The organism is bacterium (assembly GCA_019695335.1).
In the GTDB taxonomy this organism is placed as follows: Bacteria; CLD3; CLD3; order SB21; family SB21; genus JABWBZ01.
Genome location: JAIBAF010000081.1, coordinates 1 through 14,389 on the forward strand (window position 1 = coordinate 1; position 14,389 = coordinate 14,389).

Annotated in this window: 15 protein-coding genes and 1 tRNA gene; 8 read left to right on the forward strand and 8 right to left on the reverse strand. The window is 44.5% G+C overall.

Annotation, left to right across the window (positions count from 1 at the left end; genetic code table 11):
- A partial coding sequence (locus K1X84_15120; GenBank protein MBX7152958.1) for a serine/threonine protein kinase occupies window positions 1-1,150 on the reverse strand: 1,150 nt, incomplete at its 3' end.
- A 256-nt stretch (window positions 1,151-1,406) separates the two neighbouring features.
- On the opposite strand from K1X84_15120, the gene K1X84_15125 reads away from it, so the two are divergent.
- The 5 genes from K1X84_15125 (at window position 1,407) to K1X84_15145 (ending at window position 3,681) form a co-directional block, all read left to right on the forward strand.
- Window positions 1,407-1,493: transfer RNA gene (locus K1X84_15125), tRNA-Ser, on the forward strand.
- Between the two features lie 112 nt (window positions 1,494-1,605).
- Window positions 1,606-2,013 (forward strand): DUF3574 domain-containing protein, encoded by a 408-nt coding sequence (locus K1X84_15130; GenBank protein MBX7152959.1) that lies wholly within the window; start codon window positions 1,606-1,608, stop codon window positions 2,011-2,013.
- Between the two features lie 41 nt (window positions 2,014-2,054).
- Window positions 2,055-2,636 carry a hypothetical protein gene (locus K1X84_15135; GenBank protein MBX7152960.1) on the forward strand — a complete coding sequence of 194 codons (582 nt, stop codon included), beginning with the start codon at window positions 2,055-2,057 and terminating at the stop codon, window positions 2,634-2,636.
- Between the two features lie 13 nt (window positions 2,637-2,649).
- Window positions 2,650-3,216, forward strand: coding sequence for a DUF4256 domain-containing protein (locus tag K1X84_15140; GenBank protein ID MBX7152961.1), 567 nt, complete (start codon window positions 2,650-2,652; stop codon window positions 3,214-3,216).
- 33 nt (window positions 3,217-3,249) lie between these two features.
- Window positions 3,250-3,681, forward strand: a complete 432-nt coding sequence (locus K1X84_15145) for a GNAT family N-acetyltransferase (GenBank protein ID MBX7152962.1) — start codon at window positions 3,250-3,252, stop codon at window positions 3,679-3,681.
- Window positions 3,682-3,777: 96 nt separating this feature from the next.
- Here K1X84_15145 and K1X84_15150 read toward each other — a convergent pair whose 3' ends face one another.
- Window positions 3,778-4,173: a hypothetical protein gene (locus K1X84_15150; GenBank protein MBX7152963.1), complete on the reverse strand. Its 396-nt coding sequence runs from the start codon at window positions 4,171-4,173 to the stop codon at window positions 3,778-3,780.
- A gap of 188 nt (window positions 4,174-4,361) precedes the next feature.
- Here K1X84_15150 and glgP point away from each other — a divergent pair, with 188 nt between their 5' ends.
- Window positions 4,362-6,473 (forward strand): alpha-glucan family phosphorylase, encoded by a 2,112-nt coding sequence (gene glgP, locus K1X84_15155; protein ID MBX7152964.1) that lies wholly within the window; start codon window positions 4,362-4,364, stop codon window positions 6,471-6,473.
- A gap of 101 nt (window positions 6,474-6,574) precedes the next feature.
- On the opposite strand, the gene K1X84_15160 is transcribed toward glgP, so the two are convergent.
- The 6 genes from K1X84_15160 to thiO are packed head-to-tail and all read right to left on the reverse strand — an operon-like array spanning window position 6,575 to window position 11,684.
- Window positions 6,575-7,030 carry a redoxin domain-containing protein gene (locus K1X84_15160; GenBank protein ID MBX7152965.1) on the reverse strand — a complete coding sequence of 152 codons (456 nt, stop codon included), beginning with the start codon at window positions 7,028-7,030 and terminating at the stop codon, window positions 6,575-6,577.
- A complete protein-coding gene (gene hpnE, locus K1X84_15165) occupies window positions 7,024-8,334 on the reverse strand; it encodes a hydroxysqualene dehydroxylase HpnE (protein MBX7152966.1) in 1,311 nt (436 codons plus the stop codon). Before hpnE ends, K1X84_15160 begins: the two co-directional genes overlap by 7 nt.
- Window positions 8,324-9,181 (reverse strand): phytoene/squalene synthase family protein, encoded by an 858-nt coding sequence (locus tag K1X84_15170; protein ID MBX7152967.1) that lies wholly within the window; start codon window positions 9,179-9,181, stop codon window positions 8,324-8,326. The genes hpnE and K1X84_15170 overlap by 11 nt, the downstream gene beginning before the upstream one ends.
- On the reverse strand, window positions 9,178-10,044 hold the full coding sequence (hpnC, locus tag K1X84_15175) for a squalene synthase HpnC (GenBank protein ID MBX7152968.1): 867 nt from the start codon (window positions 10,042-10,044) through the stop codon (window positions 9,178-9,180). The genes K1X84_15170 and hpnC overlap by 4 nt, the downstream gene beginning before the upstream one ends.
- Window positions 10,041-10,532 carry a DUF4149 domain-containing protein gene (locus tag K1X84_15180; protein ID MBX7152969.1) on the reverse strand — a complete coding sequence of 164 codons (492 nt, stop codon included), beginning with the start codon at window positions 10,530-10,532 and terminating at the stop codon, window positions 10,041-10,043. The genes hpnC and K1X84_15180 overlap by 4 nt, the downstream gene beginning before the upstream one ends.
- Before the next feature lie 24 nt (window positions 10,533-10,556).
- Window positions 10,557-11,684 (reverse strand): glycine oxidase ThiO, encoded by a 1,128-nt coding sequence (gene thiO / locus K1X84_15185; protein MBX7152970.1) that lies wholly within the window; start codon window positions 11,682-11,684, stop codon window positions 10,557-10,559.
- Window positions 11,685-11,944: 260 nt separating this feature from the next.
- On the opposite strand from thiO, the gene K1X84_15190 reads away from it, so the two are divergent.
- The gene (locus K1X84_15190) at window positions 11,945-14,110 is read left to right on the forward strand and encodes a PEGA domain-containing protein (protein ID MBX7152971.1); all 2,166 of its coding nucleotides are present in this window, start codon (window positions 11,945-11,947) and stop codon (window positions 14,108-14,110) included.
- Window positions 14,111-14,156: 46 nt separating this feature from the next.
- A partial coding sequence (locus K1X84_15195) for a tetratricopeptide repeat protein (GenBank protein ID MBX7152972.1) occupies window positions 14,157-14,389 on the forward strand: 233 nt, incomplete at its 3' end.

Genomic DNA, 14,389 nt, shown 5'->3' on the forward strand with positions numbered 1-14,389 from the left:
CAATGCTGTCGAAGTTCAGCACATCCATTCCCGTCGGGTATTCCTTTCCGTCGATTGAAACAATCGCATCGGGCACGTTCAGTTTCATCAACAACGCAGCGGGGTGTTGTTTACTCAACGATTGAGCAATGTAGCCAAATCGTTCGCCGCCGAAAATCAAAAGGCTCAAAAATAAAATGGTAATGAATCCCGAATAAATGCCGAGCCCCATTGACAATTTCTTGAAATTCATCGGCTCAAGAAACTTCAGCCAATCCGGAAGCGGCGCGGCACCAAAATCATCGGCTTTCAGATAAATTGTACGTGACAGGTCGAGCGTTTGTTTAAGCTTGCGGATATCGGTGGCAAAGTATTCCATGCTGCGATACCGCTCCTCCGGGCTGCGCCGAAGCGCGCGCATAATGATATTATCGAAAACGGCTGGAACGGATGAATTGGTCGCGCTGATCGGAACGGGATTTTCATTGAGAACGTGATACATCACTTCGGTGATGTTATTGCCCGGAAATGCTTTTTTCCGGGTGAGAAATTCATAGAAGACCGCGCCGAGCGAAAAAATATCGGATCGGTGATCAACGTTACGTCCGGAAATTTGTTCCGGTGACATGTACGCCGGCGTGCCGAGCACCGTACCTACGATCGTATTGGTCGACGTGCTGAATCGGGCAATGCCGAAATCCATGATTTTAGCGAGGCCGTCTTTGGTGACAATAATATTGCTCGGCTTGATATCGCGGTGAATGATGCCGTTTTTGTGCGCGTGATTGAGTCCTTCACAGATCTGCAGCATCACGTCGATCATCATTTCCAAACGCGGCGGTGCATCCGGATCCATCTCTGCAATGATCTGATCGAGCGTCTGGCCGTCGATAAACTCCATCGCAATGTACGGTGTTTCGTTTTCCTCAGCAACGTCGTAAATCGTCACGATGTTGGGATGCGAAACTTTGCCGGCAAATTGCGCTTCCTGGAGAAATCGTTTACGGATTTCAGTCTGCTGATCGTCGTCAACTTGATCATTGATCTGCAGCGTCTTGATAGCCACCATCCGGTCAATCCGCTCGTCAACGGCCTTATACACAATTCCCATGGCACCTTGGCCTAAAAGGCCAAGAATTTTATACCGACCGATTTTTTCAATGTCAGCCATAAAAATTTTCCGATGATCACTGGCGAGATAAATTCAATGTATCGACAGGGTTACACGATGGGTCTTATTCAAAGTTCGGCGATAGTCGATAGAATATCAAGTGTTATTTTGATGTAAGACAAGATAAATAACTAATAAATGAACACAGTTTTTCACGCGCAAATTCAAAAGAATCCGTTTTGATCAATTGCTTGAAAAAATTTAATTGCCTAAAACAAATTATTTTGTTATCCTTGCAGCGTTCTTAGAAATTTTCGGAGAGGTGTCCGAGTGGTTGAAGGAGCTGGTCTCGAAAATCAGTATGGGCGCAAGTCCATCGTGGGTTCGAATCCCACCCTCTCCGCATTTATTGTAGCAACAAAAACCTGTCTAAAATCGGCATATCCAATATAACGGATAAACTGATCCGCATATATTTTTCGTAAAAAATCGTACGCTATCATAAGTACAATGTAATGCCTCGACACTTCTACATCACGATTGCCCTGATACTCACTATCGCTTCATGTTCGCCGTCTTTCCACACCGGCACGCGCAAAGAAATTGTTGTCGAGCAGTTGTTTTTTGGCCGCAATCTGAACGGCCGTCAAGTCGTTTCCGATTCGGCTTGGACCAATTTTCTCGCTGAAGTTGTCACGCCATTATTTCCTGACGGATTCACGGCCTGGCCGGCTACGGGTCAATGGCGCGGAGCGAGCGGTCTGATTGAACAAGAGGCCAGTTTTGTTCTCGAATTGGTTCATCCACCTTCCTCAATCGCTGATTCGGACATCACCGTCATCATAACGACTTATAAGCAGCGCTTTCAGCAGGAAGCGGTGTTGCGAGTGATTATGCCGGGACGATGTTCTTTTGGAGATTGAATTTGTTAATCTTGAATTTGTTTATTCAGCCTGTTTATACCATGTCTGTAGCGACTGTTACTTTTCCCTACTTTCTAACTGGAGTTGTGAGTAATTTAAATGAAGTGATGATGAAAGATTATTTTATAAAATCAGTTTGGAGTTCCATAGAAGCTAATACCGACATTACACTTTCTGAGATAAGGAAACTTTCTAAGTCTCCCATTACAAACGACAGATTAAAGGCGCTACTCTGTATCCGACAACAAGAATTTTTCGAGCCATCCACGTTTCTAATCGCAAGAAAGCTTATTGACGATGTCGATAATGATTGCCGCTGGCAATCCATAATTATCGTCGGCGAATTCATACAAGTAAAGCGGAATGAAATTTGGGAGATTATACTTCAATACGGAAATTCTGTTGATGATGACACGAGAACTGCTATCGCGACTGTATTGCTTGAACATTTCTTAGAAATTTATGAAAATGATCTAGATTCAATTCTTGAAGAATTAATTGAACACAGTCGGTCTGGAGAAATGAATCTATTGAGGACGCTATCAATATGTTGGCCTGATATCAGTAGTGCAGGAAAACAGAAAATTGAGCAAATTTGTAAAACACTCCCCAAAATTCCTTAACCAAAAAACAACTATGCCGAATCCAAAAAAGAAATTGTCAGCTGATCAGCGTGAAGAACTGCTCAAAACATTAAAAAACCGTTTTCAGAAAAACATGAACCGACATAAAGGCCTTGAATGGTCTGCGATACAAAAAAAATTGGAAGGCAATGCGGACAAACTGTGGTCGCTTTATGAAATGGAAAAAACCGGCGGCGAACCGGATGTAATCGGTTTTGATAAAAAGACAAACGAATATATTTTTTATGATTGTTCGCCTGAAAGCCCTAAAGATCGCCGAAGTTTTTGTTACGACAGTGAAGCCCTGGAATCCAGAAAAGAACATAAACCAAAAAATAACGTTATCGATGTAGCGGCAGGCATAGGCGTTGAACTGTTATCGGAAGAAGAATATCGTGAACTGCAGAAATTAGGTGAATTTGACACCAAAACATCAAGCTGGATAAAAACGCCCTCCAATATCAGGAAGCTTGGCGGCGCACTCTTTTGTGATCGCCGATACGACCATGTTTTCGTTTATCATAACGGCGCCGAATCGTATTATGCCGCAAGAGGTTTTCGAGGATTGCTGAAAGTTTAAATTGCTCTCCGTACCTAAGATAAAAGGAATTCCATGGAACCACAGATGGCCGGCATCAATGACATACCTAAATTGCTCAATGTCATTAAGGAACTTCGTCCGCATTTGACTGACGACGAAATTAAGAATCTTCTCCCCGGAATGTTCAAGGAGGGTTTCCAAATTTGTTACATAGGCGACGCTCATGAAGCGTACTCATTTGCCGGTTTCCGTATACTCACGTTTCTCTACTCCGGAAAAACGCTTTACGTCGACGACTTTGCGACGTTGCCGAAATATCGAAACCAAAGATTCGCCAAAACCATTTTCGACCGGGTCAAAGAAATTGCTGTACGGGAGAATTGCGATCACTTTAGCCTCGATTCCGGTTTTCAAAGGTTTGATGCCTATCGATTTTATTTGAATAATGAATTACGGGTAGAATCCTTGCACTTTGGCCGCAAAATAAAGGAATTCGCGCGCTAATTATTTGAATGAATATTTGTATCCCGTCTAATTCGACAATAAAAAAACCGAGTTTAATAGCTCGGTTTTTATTTTCATAAAATCAGTTCTTAACGATTATGCACTTTTACAACTCACAGTTATCTGATGGGTGTGAGGTCCGCCGGTAGTGGCAACAACGACTGACTGATTTGACGCCAGAGAGGCAAAATGCGTCGCTGTAAGCGTAACTATGTGACTATGGCCGCTGCTGCCTGTAATGTCATACGTTTTTTGACCTCCTTCTGCAACATCAACTTTAGGTACGGTTAAAGTATGCCCATGATTGCTCCCGATGGACACATTCGTTCCAGCGTTGAGACAGTCGGGCTGAGGTGTCGGCCCTCCGCCGTCTGGATCTTCGTCACCGTTCCCCCCGCCTCCTGAACAAGCTATTACCCACTTTCCCAAGCCTGCCATGGCCAGAAGAGCTACACACATTTTGAGAAAATCCACGCGTGTAATTTTTTTCATGGAAAACCTCCTTGTGAATTTTTTTTGCGAAATCGGGTCAATTAGATGGGACAAGAAAAAGAATTATCAAAATAATAACAAAAAAACTAAGCGAATATTTCATTTTAATCGTAATTTTTTTGTCATAAGATTAACTTGAAATTAGTTACGCACGGACGTACTTTGAGCAAATTTCAAAGAGGAACGACATGAACACGACTGGGAACGATTACATCAAAGCCCTTAACGACGTTGCGCATAATCTATGGTGGACGTGGAATCAAAGTGCACAACTAATTTTTAAAGAACTGGCAACCCAAGTTTGGGAAGAATCCAATCATAATGCCGTGGCGGTTTTAAATTCAATCTCGCCGGCCGAATTACAAGCGCGTCTCGGTGAAACCGATTTCAAAGAACGCGTTCAGGAAATGCTCGACGATTTTGATCATTACATGCACCGGGAAAAAACCTGGGGCAGTGTAAATATGCCGGAATTTCAGGAACATCCTATCGCCTATTTCAGCCCTGAATTTGCTTTGCATGAATCGTTGCCGATTTATTCAGGCGGGCTCGGCGTGCTGTCGGGCGATCATATTAAATCGGCCAGCGACCTTGGCATTCCGCTCATCGGTATCGGGCTCTTTTATCGGCAGGGATATTTTTATCAAACGCTCGGCGTCGACGGCCTGCAGCATGAAGGTTATCCGATCAATCATCCGGAAAATCTTCCTCTCGAATTGGTGCGTGACAGGCATGGCAAACCCGTCGAAACATTTGTCGAGATTGGCCACAGTATCGTCAAATTATACGCCTACAAGCTCAATATCGGCCGGATTACTTTGTATCTGATGGACAGTTATCACTCGGATAATGAAGAACATTACCGAGAGTTGACAGCCCGCACGTACGGCGGTGACATTACGACGCGCATTTGCCAGGAGATTGTCATGGGTATCGGCGGCGTAAGGCTTTTGAAAGCGTTGGGTATTCAGCCAGCCGCCTATCACATGAATGAAGGTCACAGCGCTTTTCTGGCTCTTGAGCTTGCTCGGGAAAAAATGCTCGAAGGCCGAACGATCGAAGAAGCATTTTCCTGGGTCAAAGATCATTGCGTTTTTACGACGCACACACCGGTTCCCGCCGGACACGACCGATTCACGCTCGATCTCTTGCATTTTGCATTTGCTAATTATAGCGCGATTCTCGGCATTCCTGTCGAAAAGATCATGGAATACGGCCGCGTTCATCCGCAGGATGAAAAAGAAACGTTTTGTATGACGGTGTTTGCGATTAAAATGTCTCGTTCAACCAATGCCGTCAGTGCACTCCACGGCGACGTCACCCGAAATATGTGGCGCGAACTTTTTCCCGGTCGTCCTGTCGAGCAAGTTCCGATCCACCATATCACCAACGGCGTACACATTCTTGGATGGATGAATTCGCCGACGCGAAAATTCTGGAGAAAATTTCTCGGTGAAGACTGGGAATATCACATCATGCAAGGCGATTTCTGGCATCGTGTGGCCGATCCAAGTTTTATTCCTGACGAAGCGATTTGGGCACTGCGATACAATTTGCGGAGGCTGCTGATCGAATTTACAAGAATGCGATTGAAAGAACAGCAGCGCCGTGTCGGTGTCAACGGGCTCAAGCCGTTTGATTCATTCTTGTCGCCGGATGTACTCACCATCGGTTTTTCACGCCGATTTGCGACGTATAAACGCGCCCCGTTGATTTTTGCCAATCTCGAACGTTCTCTCCGGCTCTTCAATGATCCCGACAGGCCGATCCAGATTATTTTCGCCGGCAAAGCGCATCCAAAAGACGACGCCGGTAAAGCTTTGATCAAGCGGATTGTAGAATTGAGTAAACATCCGCAATTATTCGGCAAAGTTGCTTTCATCGAAAACTACGATATTAATGTCGCGCGGTATCTGATTTCCGGTGCCGACGTGTGGCTGAATACGCCGCGCAGGCCGCTGGAAGCCAGCGGAACAAGCGGTCAAAAAATCGCTATTCACGGCGGATTGAATCTCAGTATTCTGGATGGCTGGTGGCGAGAAGGCTACGACGGCTCCAATGGTTTCGCTATCGGAAACGATGACCACCCGCACGATGAACATGAGCAAGATCGCGTGGATGAAGCGAATTTATACGAGACCATTGAAAAACAACTCTTGCCGACTTTTTACAATCGTGATGAAAATAATATCCCTAAGGAATGGATTAACAAAATCCGGCGCGCGATGCAGACACTTATTCCGCGCTTCAATACCGATCGCATGGTTGCAGAATACGTCAATAAAATGTATAAGAAATAATATCGACAGTGAGTTGCCTTCGGCCCATTTCGGCTTCGCTCAATAAGCGTCCCATTGGTCGTTGAGCGCACAGTCGAAACGACCGGCGCATAGAATTTGAATTATTTTGACGCTTTCAAAATCTCAATAAACCGGTCAGCATGAATTTCCGCGTTCAATTCATTGTGAATGACATCCAGAATTCTTCCGTTGCTGCCGATGATAAACGTCGCTCGCTTGTGTTTTAATAAACCGCCCAATCTCAAAGTACCAAAAAGTTTTCCCAAAACCTTACCGCGATCATAGACCAGTTTGAAAGGCAACCGGTAAGCTTTTTCAAATTCACGATGCTGGCCGTCGCCGTCTAAACTCACGCCGAATGACGCTCCGCCTAATTGAACAATTTCATTATAGCGATCGCGAAAATGACACACCTCCGCCGTACATATGCTTGTGAAATCTTTCGGATAAAAAAAGATCGCAATGGCTTTGTAATGTTTTAATTCGTTCGACGTATATCGCTTACCATCGCTATCTTCAAATTGTAAAGTCGAGACATCATCTCCTGTTTTCAACATATCGTACCCTTTCTTGCTTTTTCAATGTGTTCAACACACTGATAAGCGCTCTTCACGGCGCTTTCAATGGTCGAAGGCAATCCGGTTTCAATCCAGTCACCGGCTATATACAAATTTTCAACCGAAGTTAAAACGCCCGGCCGGATAAATTGCCCGCCGACAGTCACTGAAAAAGTAGCTTTATGCTCTTTTATGATCTGAATGTGGCGTATGTGTTCCGATCTGATATTTAACAACGCCTGCAATTCCATGCGAACTGTCGCATCAATTCGATCGCGTTCCCACGAGACAACCTCATCGGCATCGCTGATCGTAATCGAAAGATAATTTTGTTTTTTAAAAATCCATTGGATATGCGTATCGATGCAGCCTATAAACTCGCCATCGAAGAGTTTCGATATGAGAACCGCTTGGTCAAGCCAAACGTAAATCGAGACAATCGGTGAAGTTTTCGGAAGCTCCGAAGAAAAAATCGCATCGGGAATTGCTTTTCTTACCTCCCACACCGGAATTGCGGAAATAAAAATTTCTGCGCCAAAGCGGTTTCCACTTTTGGTTTCAATTCTTGAAAGCCGTTGATCGGTTATCGATAAAGATTGAACGGCTTCGTTGCAGTGAATCGATCCGCCGTTATGGAGAATTGTTTCCATCGCAGGATGTACGAATAATTCCGACAAACCAACTTTGGATAATATAAATTTTGATGCATCGCGGTTACGTAAAAACATTTCCTTCAAAACCGTAACAAAAACTCCGGCCGATGACGTATCCATGTCCTCATTCATCACCGCGAGGCAAACCGGCTGCCAGAAATACTTTTTGCAACGATCGGATTGTCCGTTTTGATCAAGCCATTCAGTAACCGATATCTGGCCGCGAACCGGCTTCCGCATACTCAATCCGGCCTTCAATAATTTCCAGCGGTCGTTAATAGACAAGTTTTTATAACTCAAAATCCCGATCAGAAGATGCAATGGCGATGGCCAATTCGAAAACCGAAGCGGCGATAATTTTTCATGAGGAGCCGCAAAAGGAATATAATACTTATCCAAAACGGTGACCTTATCAATAGCGCCAATTTCAGCTAGCCACCGCAACGTATAATCGTAACAGCCCATCAGGATGTGTTGCCCATTGTCGATAGTATCTCCGGTAACGTCATCGACGAACGAGTAGGTTCGTCCTCCCAGCCTGTTTTTACGCTCAAGCAGGGTTACACAATACCCGTGTTTGGCCATCAGGCTGGCAACGGCTAATCCGGCCACTCCTCCTCCGATCACTGCAACGGTCGGTTTATCCGCCATGCCGACGTTCTTCCATCCATGTGTTGAAAAGAATGCTGAATTTTTCAGGAAAGTGTAAACGAATCTTGCGGTGCAGAATTTCGTGAGTGCTGGTCTCAATTTTTTGAAGTAATCGGAAATAAATATTTTGCATGGCCCGAGCCGGAAATAACAAATACGACTGATCGTTTTTATAAAATTGATCCGCCGAATTATAATATTCTCTCGCACGTCGGCACTGATCGTCAATCAGTTTCTTGAATGCTTCAGGATTACTCCGATCGTTAAAATTCAATTCTGAAATTCCATACGTCGACATTTCTTCTATGGGTAAGTAAATCCGGTTTCTTTGAAAATCGGATGCAACGTCGCGTACGATATTGGTTAATTGCATGGCGATGCCAAGATGAACCGCGTACGCTTGCACCGATTCGCTGCGTTTGCCCATAATCCGGATACACATCAAACCCACGGTGCTCGCGACTTTATAGCAATAATCGTATAATTCCGTAAACGTTGAGTAACGGTTTTTTTTCAAATCCAGTTCCACACCGCTGATCAATTCAAAAAATAATTCAAACGGTATCGAAAACTTACGCGCAACCTGAATCAGTTTATTTAAAAAAGGATATTTGGAATGCCCTTGAATGGCCGATTTTAATTCGGAACGCCAGTGCTGCAGAAATTCAACCGGATTATAGGGCTGCCGTAAAACGGCTGCGTTATCGACCATGTCGTCCGTATAGCGGCAAAATGCATACACGGTCATAAGCGCATCGCGTTTCTCGCGTGGCAGCATTAGCATGGGATAATAAAAACTGCTGCCCGCTTTCCGTACATAATCGTTGATCGCCATTTCAGGAATCATGGTCTTTGCCTCACGAGTTGCGACATCATCCAGAATTTGTCAAGCCAGTTAATCACCGGGCGATGGTGCACCATATCGTATCCTGCCGAACGTTGTTTGCGTATGATCCGTTGCCCACCGAGCCAGATTAATTTAATTTCCAGTCGTTCCGGAAAATTTAAATGTTCGAACAAAACCTTTCCTTTTTCGAAGAAAAACTCCGCCCGGTCAGTTTGGAATGCCATCAGCCTGAAATACGCATCGTTCATTAATTTTTGTTTCCAGTTGTCCACCGAATAGCCGAAACGATGCATGTCCTCCATCGGTAGATACAACCGATCTTTTTCTAAATCAATAAATAAATCCTGCCAATGATTCACAAGTTGAAGCGCCGTGCAGATCGCATCCGATGCTTCCGCCATCATTTCAAATTGCGGATGCCGGCTGTAACCAAGCACATGCATGACCAGCCTTCCGACCGGATTCGCCGACATACTGCAATATTCCAGTAATTCATCAAACGTCTGGTAACGGCTTTTGAAGAGATCGACTTTAAACGCATTGAGCAATGCTTCTAAATAGGCCTTTGGTAATTCAAGCTCCTCGACCGTCGCACGGAGCGCAATAAAAATGGGTTCGTCGGCATCGCCTTGATAACACGCGTCCAGACGCCGTTGCCACTGCATAAGGAGATGAAGACGCTGTTCTAACGATAATGTCGTATTATCGGCAAAATCATCCGCGGTACGCATAAACGCATACAACGCAAAAAAATGTTTGCGTTTTTTTCGGGGAATCAGGAGCGACGCGACCGGAAAATTTTCATAATGCCGCCGTGCCAGGTCTCGGCAATAACGATACGCATTATCAATATCGGTCATCATTCGTTTTTCCGGTTGAATGAAATAAAAAACATTAAACCGATCCCAAGAATGAGGTTCGTTTTCACTAACCCGGAATACTGTTGGTGATAACGGTCGAAATCTGCTCTTTCAGGACGGGAGTCATCGCTTTTTGGAATATCAAAATTGTCAATCCCTGTCTTTAATTGCTCCATATTCGGCGTAATGATCCGGCTGTAATAAAACAACAACCCCAACATCAATACGGCAACGACAGCTACAATTAAATTTTTCTTTTGCTTTTTCAATACGTAGCTTACCGTGACCGAAAGAAACAATAAAATCCCGACTACCCACTCCAGTGTATTCATTTTATGCAGTATAATGCCGTTAAGAAGTCCGGCTTGCGTTTTGGATTCCATGAATTTAAAAATTTCCGGCGCTACACCGTAACCAAGCAAAGCAAGGATTCCGATCCATACACCAATAAAAAAGACCGACAAATGTTTCGTGAAAGAATAAAAATTCATATGCATAACGCTCAATGTAAATGACTATTTAAACCGGCTGATTAAAAACGGTTCCATCAGCGGGTCGATTTTTTTATTGAGAATTTCGTCGGCAACTATTTTTGCCGTAATGGGTGTCAGCAAAATGCCGTTTCGAAAATGTCCGGTCGCAATTGTCAGATTTCCTATCGGCGTCGGTCCGAGATACGGAAAGGAATCCAGGCTTCCCGGCCGCAAACCAGCCCATGCGTCTATGGTTTTCCACTCCGACGATGCCGGCACAATGTCGGCAAGTTGTTCTCTGAATTTTTTAATAACTTCAGGCTGAGTTTGTTTATCAAATCCCGCGTCCTCCACTGTTGAACCGACCAAAAGGCGTCCGTCGTTGCGCGGTACGAAATAAAAATGGTCGACGTATGATGCATGGTGAATATATTTTAAACCCGGCATCTGCAGCGCAACAATCTGTCCGCGCTTCGGCAAAACTTCCGGAATAAAACCTTTCAGAGACGGAAATTGTGACGACCACGCGCCGGCCGCTAAAACATAATGTCCGGCTGAAACATGTTCTTTCTGAACTTCAGCAAATTGTATACGGCCTTGCGTGATATTGAAATCACGAATGGCGTTATTTTCACGAATCTCAACGCCGGATTGAACACACGCGCGATGAAGCGCCGCCGCCAGTTTACGATTTTCAACCTGATAATTTTCCGTCAAATGAATCGCCGTCAGTCCATTCCTGAAATGCGGCTCTTCTTGTTGTAAATCACTTTCGCTGAGCCATCGCGCCGGAATACGCAATTCATTCAGCCATTCCAACACGTTTTCCGGAGAAACGCCGCTTGGAAATATTTTTAAAATACCTTCCTTCCTGAATTCACAAGATAAACCGCTGACATTTTCAATCCGGTATAAATAGGATTCAAACAACTGTTGGCTGTGACGGCATAATTCAAAAAATAGCCGGTGAATCGGTGTAGCGAGTGATAGATCTTTTTGGGAAAGTAATTGCGGCTCCAACATTCCCACCGAAGCCCAGGATGCTTCTTTACCGGTTTCGTTTTTATCGAAAAGCGTAATGTCCAGATGCGGGTCACGGGATTTTAATTCAAAGGCTATAGCCAAGCCGATAACACCGCCACCGATGACCGCAATATCGTAACGTTTCAAGAAAAACTCCGTTAAAAAAAGCCCTCGCAATATATCGATACCAACCCCTAAAAGCAAGTTATACACTCCTCTCCAAACAGGCCATAAATGCGGACAAACCATATGGAACTATTGATATTAAGCTTGATATTCAATCTCTCATCTTATATATTCACTGCGCGGTTCAACCCCTACTTACTTGCACTACAATAGATACATCATTTTCAAAAACCACGATCACTCATAACACGTTATAATAAGCCTATTTCAAGGAGGGAGTTTTGGAACTAAAGAAGCTCGGCAGGTACGAAATCAATGAAGTTCTCGGTCAGGGCGCCATGGGCATCGTATACAAAGGCGTCGATCCAAAAATCGGACGAACAGTTGCTCTCAAAACGCTTAAGACAACCAGTGAAATTCCTGAACAACAATTAGCTGAATTTAAACGTCGTTTTTCTCAGGAGGCTCAGTCCGCCGGACGCCTGACGCATCCAAATATTGTCACAATTTATGACGTCGGCGAAGAAGAGGGTCTGGCTTATATTGCGATGGAATTCATCAAAGGTAAGCCGCTCGACGATCTGATCGCTCAAAAACATCCTTTGTCCGTTGACCAGATCGTCAAGATCATGGTACAGATTTGCGACGGGCTCGGCTATGCTCACAAAAACGGAGTAATCCATCGCGACATCAAACCTGCCAATATCATACTCACCGATGATCAAGTTGCTAAAATTACCGATTTCGGCATTGCCAAAATTTCCTCCAATTCCGCCACACAAACCGGTTTGGTCGTCGGTACGCCGAGTTACATGTCTCCCGAACAAATTACCGGAAAACCCATTGATAATCGTTCTGATATTTTTTCTCTCGGCGCAGTATTTTATGAATTATTGACCTACGAAAAAGCATTTCCCGGTGACAACATTACAACCGTCATGTACCGTGTGGTTCACGAAAACCCTACTCCCATTAATATCGTCAATATGATGGTTCCCACGGCTTTCGGACAAATCATTCAGAAGTCCATGGCCAAAAATCCGAACGACCGTTATCCCGATGCGGAATCCTTAGGTAAAGATATTCAAAATTACAAAACGGTGGCTACTGAGCAAATGGGTGCGACGCAAGTTTTGCGTACCGGTGACATGCAGGCGACAATGGTTATGTCCGGCGACGCCGATATGGCCAAAACAACCGTTTTCTCCGGACAAACAATGTCCGAGGCGGCAAAACCCGAAAAGAAAAAGACCGGATTGATTATTACTGCGATCGTGGCTGTTGCCGTCATCATAGGCGGATGGTTTATTTTCGGTAAGAAAAGCGGCGCAAATGATTCGACTTCAAACGCTGTCAAAGGCACCGCTTCGCTTACACTTACGTTAAATGCGCTCGAAGGTGTTGTACAATTTGACACGCTTCAACTCAAAGCTCAAAACGGTAAAGTTGACATCAGCGGCATTTCGGCAGCCGAGCATGAATTGACCATCAAGCATGACGGCTACCAGGATTTTAAAACGAAATTGCTTTTTGCCGAAAACGAACAAAAAAAATTCAACGTCGATCTCAAACTGTCCCCGACCGTATTCCCGGAAGGCGTCGACACGGCGTACATTACGGTTGATTCAAAACCGGAAGTCATTAAAGTTCTCACCAATACCGGTAAATTTATCGGTTACACGCCCATTCAGAAAATGGCGTTCCCGACCGGTAAACATACGCTTGTTTTTTCGCGCGAAAACTATATCAGTGAAGTCACCGATATTGATCTGAAAAAAGGAAAAGAACAAAAATTATCGCCGGCGCTGGATTTCAAAAAAGGCGGCGTATCGGTTACTGATGTCACGCCCAAGACGATTCAACTATTGGTCAATGAAATTGCCTTCAAACCCGAAAAAGACGGTACCACGTACCTTCTGCCGGTTGGAAAACAAAATATCGTCATCAAGGCCGACGGTTTCAAAACTTACGAACAGGAAGTTGAGATCAAAGAAAAAGAAACCGTCAAAATTACCGCAACACTGGAGCAACTCTTCGGCAAACTTTCGGTTACTTCCGATCCTTCCGGCGCTGATGTTTTTATTGATGGAAAAAATGCCGGCAAAACGCCGCTTAATTTAGATAAAATTCCCGCCGGTACACGCGAAATTAAAGTTCAAAAGGGAGCTCTTCTCTCGATCCGAAAAGTGGCCGTCAATGATGCACAAGAATCCAAAGCCGACTTTAAACTTGCCGCCGCGGTTGGTTTCGTCAAATTGCTGGTTAATCCGTGGGCCAATGTTTTTATCGATGGAAAAAACATGGGCGTTACACCGCCGCTGGATAATCTCGAATTGAAGCCGGGCACTTACAAAATAAAAATTGAAAACCCCGCCTTTAAACCGGTGACCAAAACCATAACGGTCACGGCAGGCGGAACTGCAACACTTCAACACGATTTTAAATAATTAAATACATGAGGGTATTTCAGAACATCACATGAGGGCATTCAGAATGAAATGGACAATAATCTGGTTAAGCATGAGCGTTTTGATTTTAAGTTCATGCGGCGGTGGCTCATCGACCGTTTCCACGGATAATTCGATGAACGCGGAAGCGTTATTCAATCAAGGCATCGAATCGTACAAACAGCGTGACTACGACAAAGCCCGGCAGTCTTTTACTCAGGCATCCACATCAAAAAAATTGTCGACAGCGCAAATGGTAACATTGCACAAACATCTCGC

Excerpts from the sequence above, each read along its gene's own strand:
- K1X84_15130 (MBX7152959.1), top strand. The coding sequence starts at position 1,606 with ATGCCTCGACACTTCTACATCACGATTGCCCTGATACTCACTATCGCT.
- K1X84_15135 (MBX7152960.1), top strand. The coding sequence starts at position 2,055 with ATGTCTGTAGCGACTGTTACTTTTCCCTACTTTCTAACTGGAGTTGTG.
- K1X84_15140 (MBX7152961.1), top strand. The coding sequence starts at position 2,650 with ATGCCGAATCCAAAAAAGAAATTGTCAGCTGATCAGCGTGAAGAACTG.
- K1X84_15145 (MBX7152962.1), top strand. The coding sequence starts at position 3,250 with ATGGAACCACAGATGGCCGGCATCAATGACATACCTAAATTGCTCAAT.
- K1X84_15150 (MBX7152963.1), bottom strand. The coding sequence starts at position 4,173 with ATGAAAAAAATTACACGCGTGGATTTTCTCAAAATGTGTGTAGCTCTT.
- glgP (MBX7152964.1), top strand. The coding sequence starts at position 4,362 with ATGAACACGACTGGGAACGATTACATCAAAGCCCTTAACGACGTTGCG.
- K1X84_15160 (MBX7152965.1), bottom strand. The coding sequence starts at position 7,030 with ATGTTGAAAACAGGAGATGATGTCTCGACTTTACAATTTGAAGATAGC.
- hpnE (MBX7152966.1), bottom strand. The coding sequence starts at position 8,334 with ATGGCGGATAAACCGACCGTTGCAGTGATCGGAGGAGGAGTGGCCGGA.
- K1X84_15170 (MBX7152967.1), bottom strand. The coding sequence starts at position 9,181 with ATGATTCCTGAAATGGCGATCAACGATTATGTACGGAAAGCGGGCAGC.
- hpnC (MBX7152968.1), bottom strand. The coding sequence starts at position 10,044 with ATGATGACCGATATTGATAATGCGTATCGTTATTGCCGAGACCTGGCA.
- K1X84_15180 (MBX7152969.1), bottom strand. The coding sequence starts at position 10,532 with ATGAATTTTTATTCTTTCACGAAACATTTGTCGGTCTTTTTTATTGGT.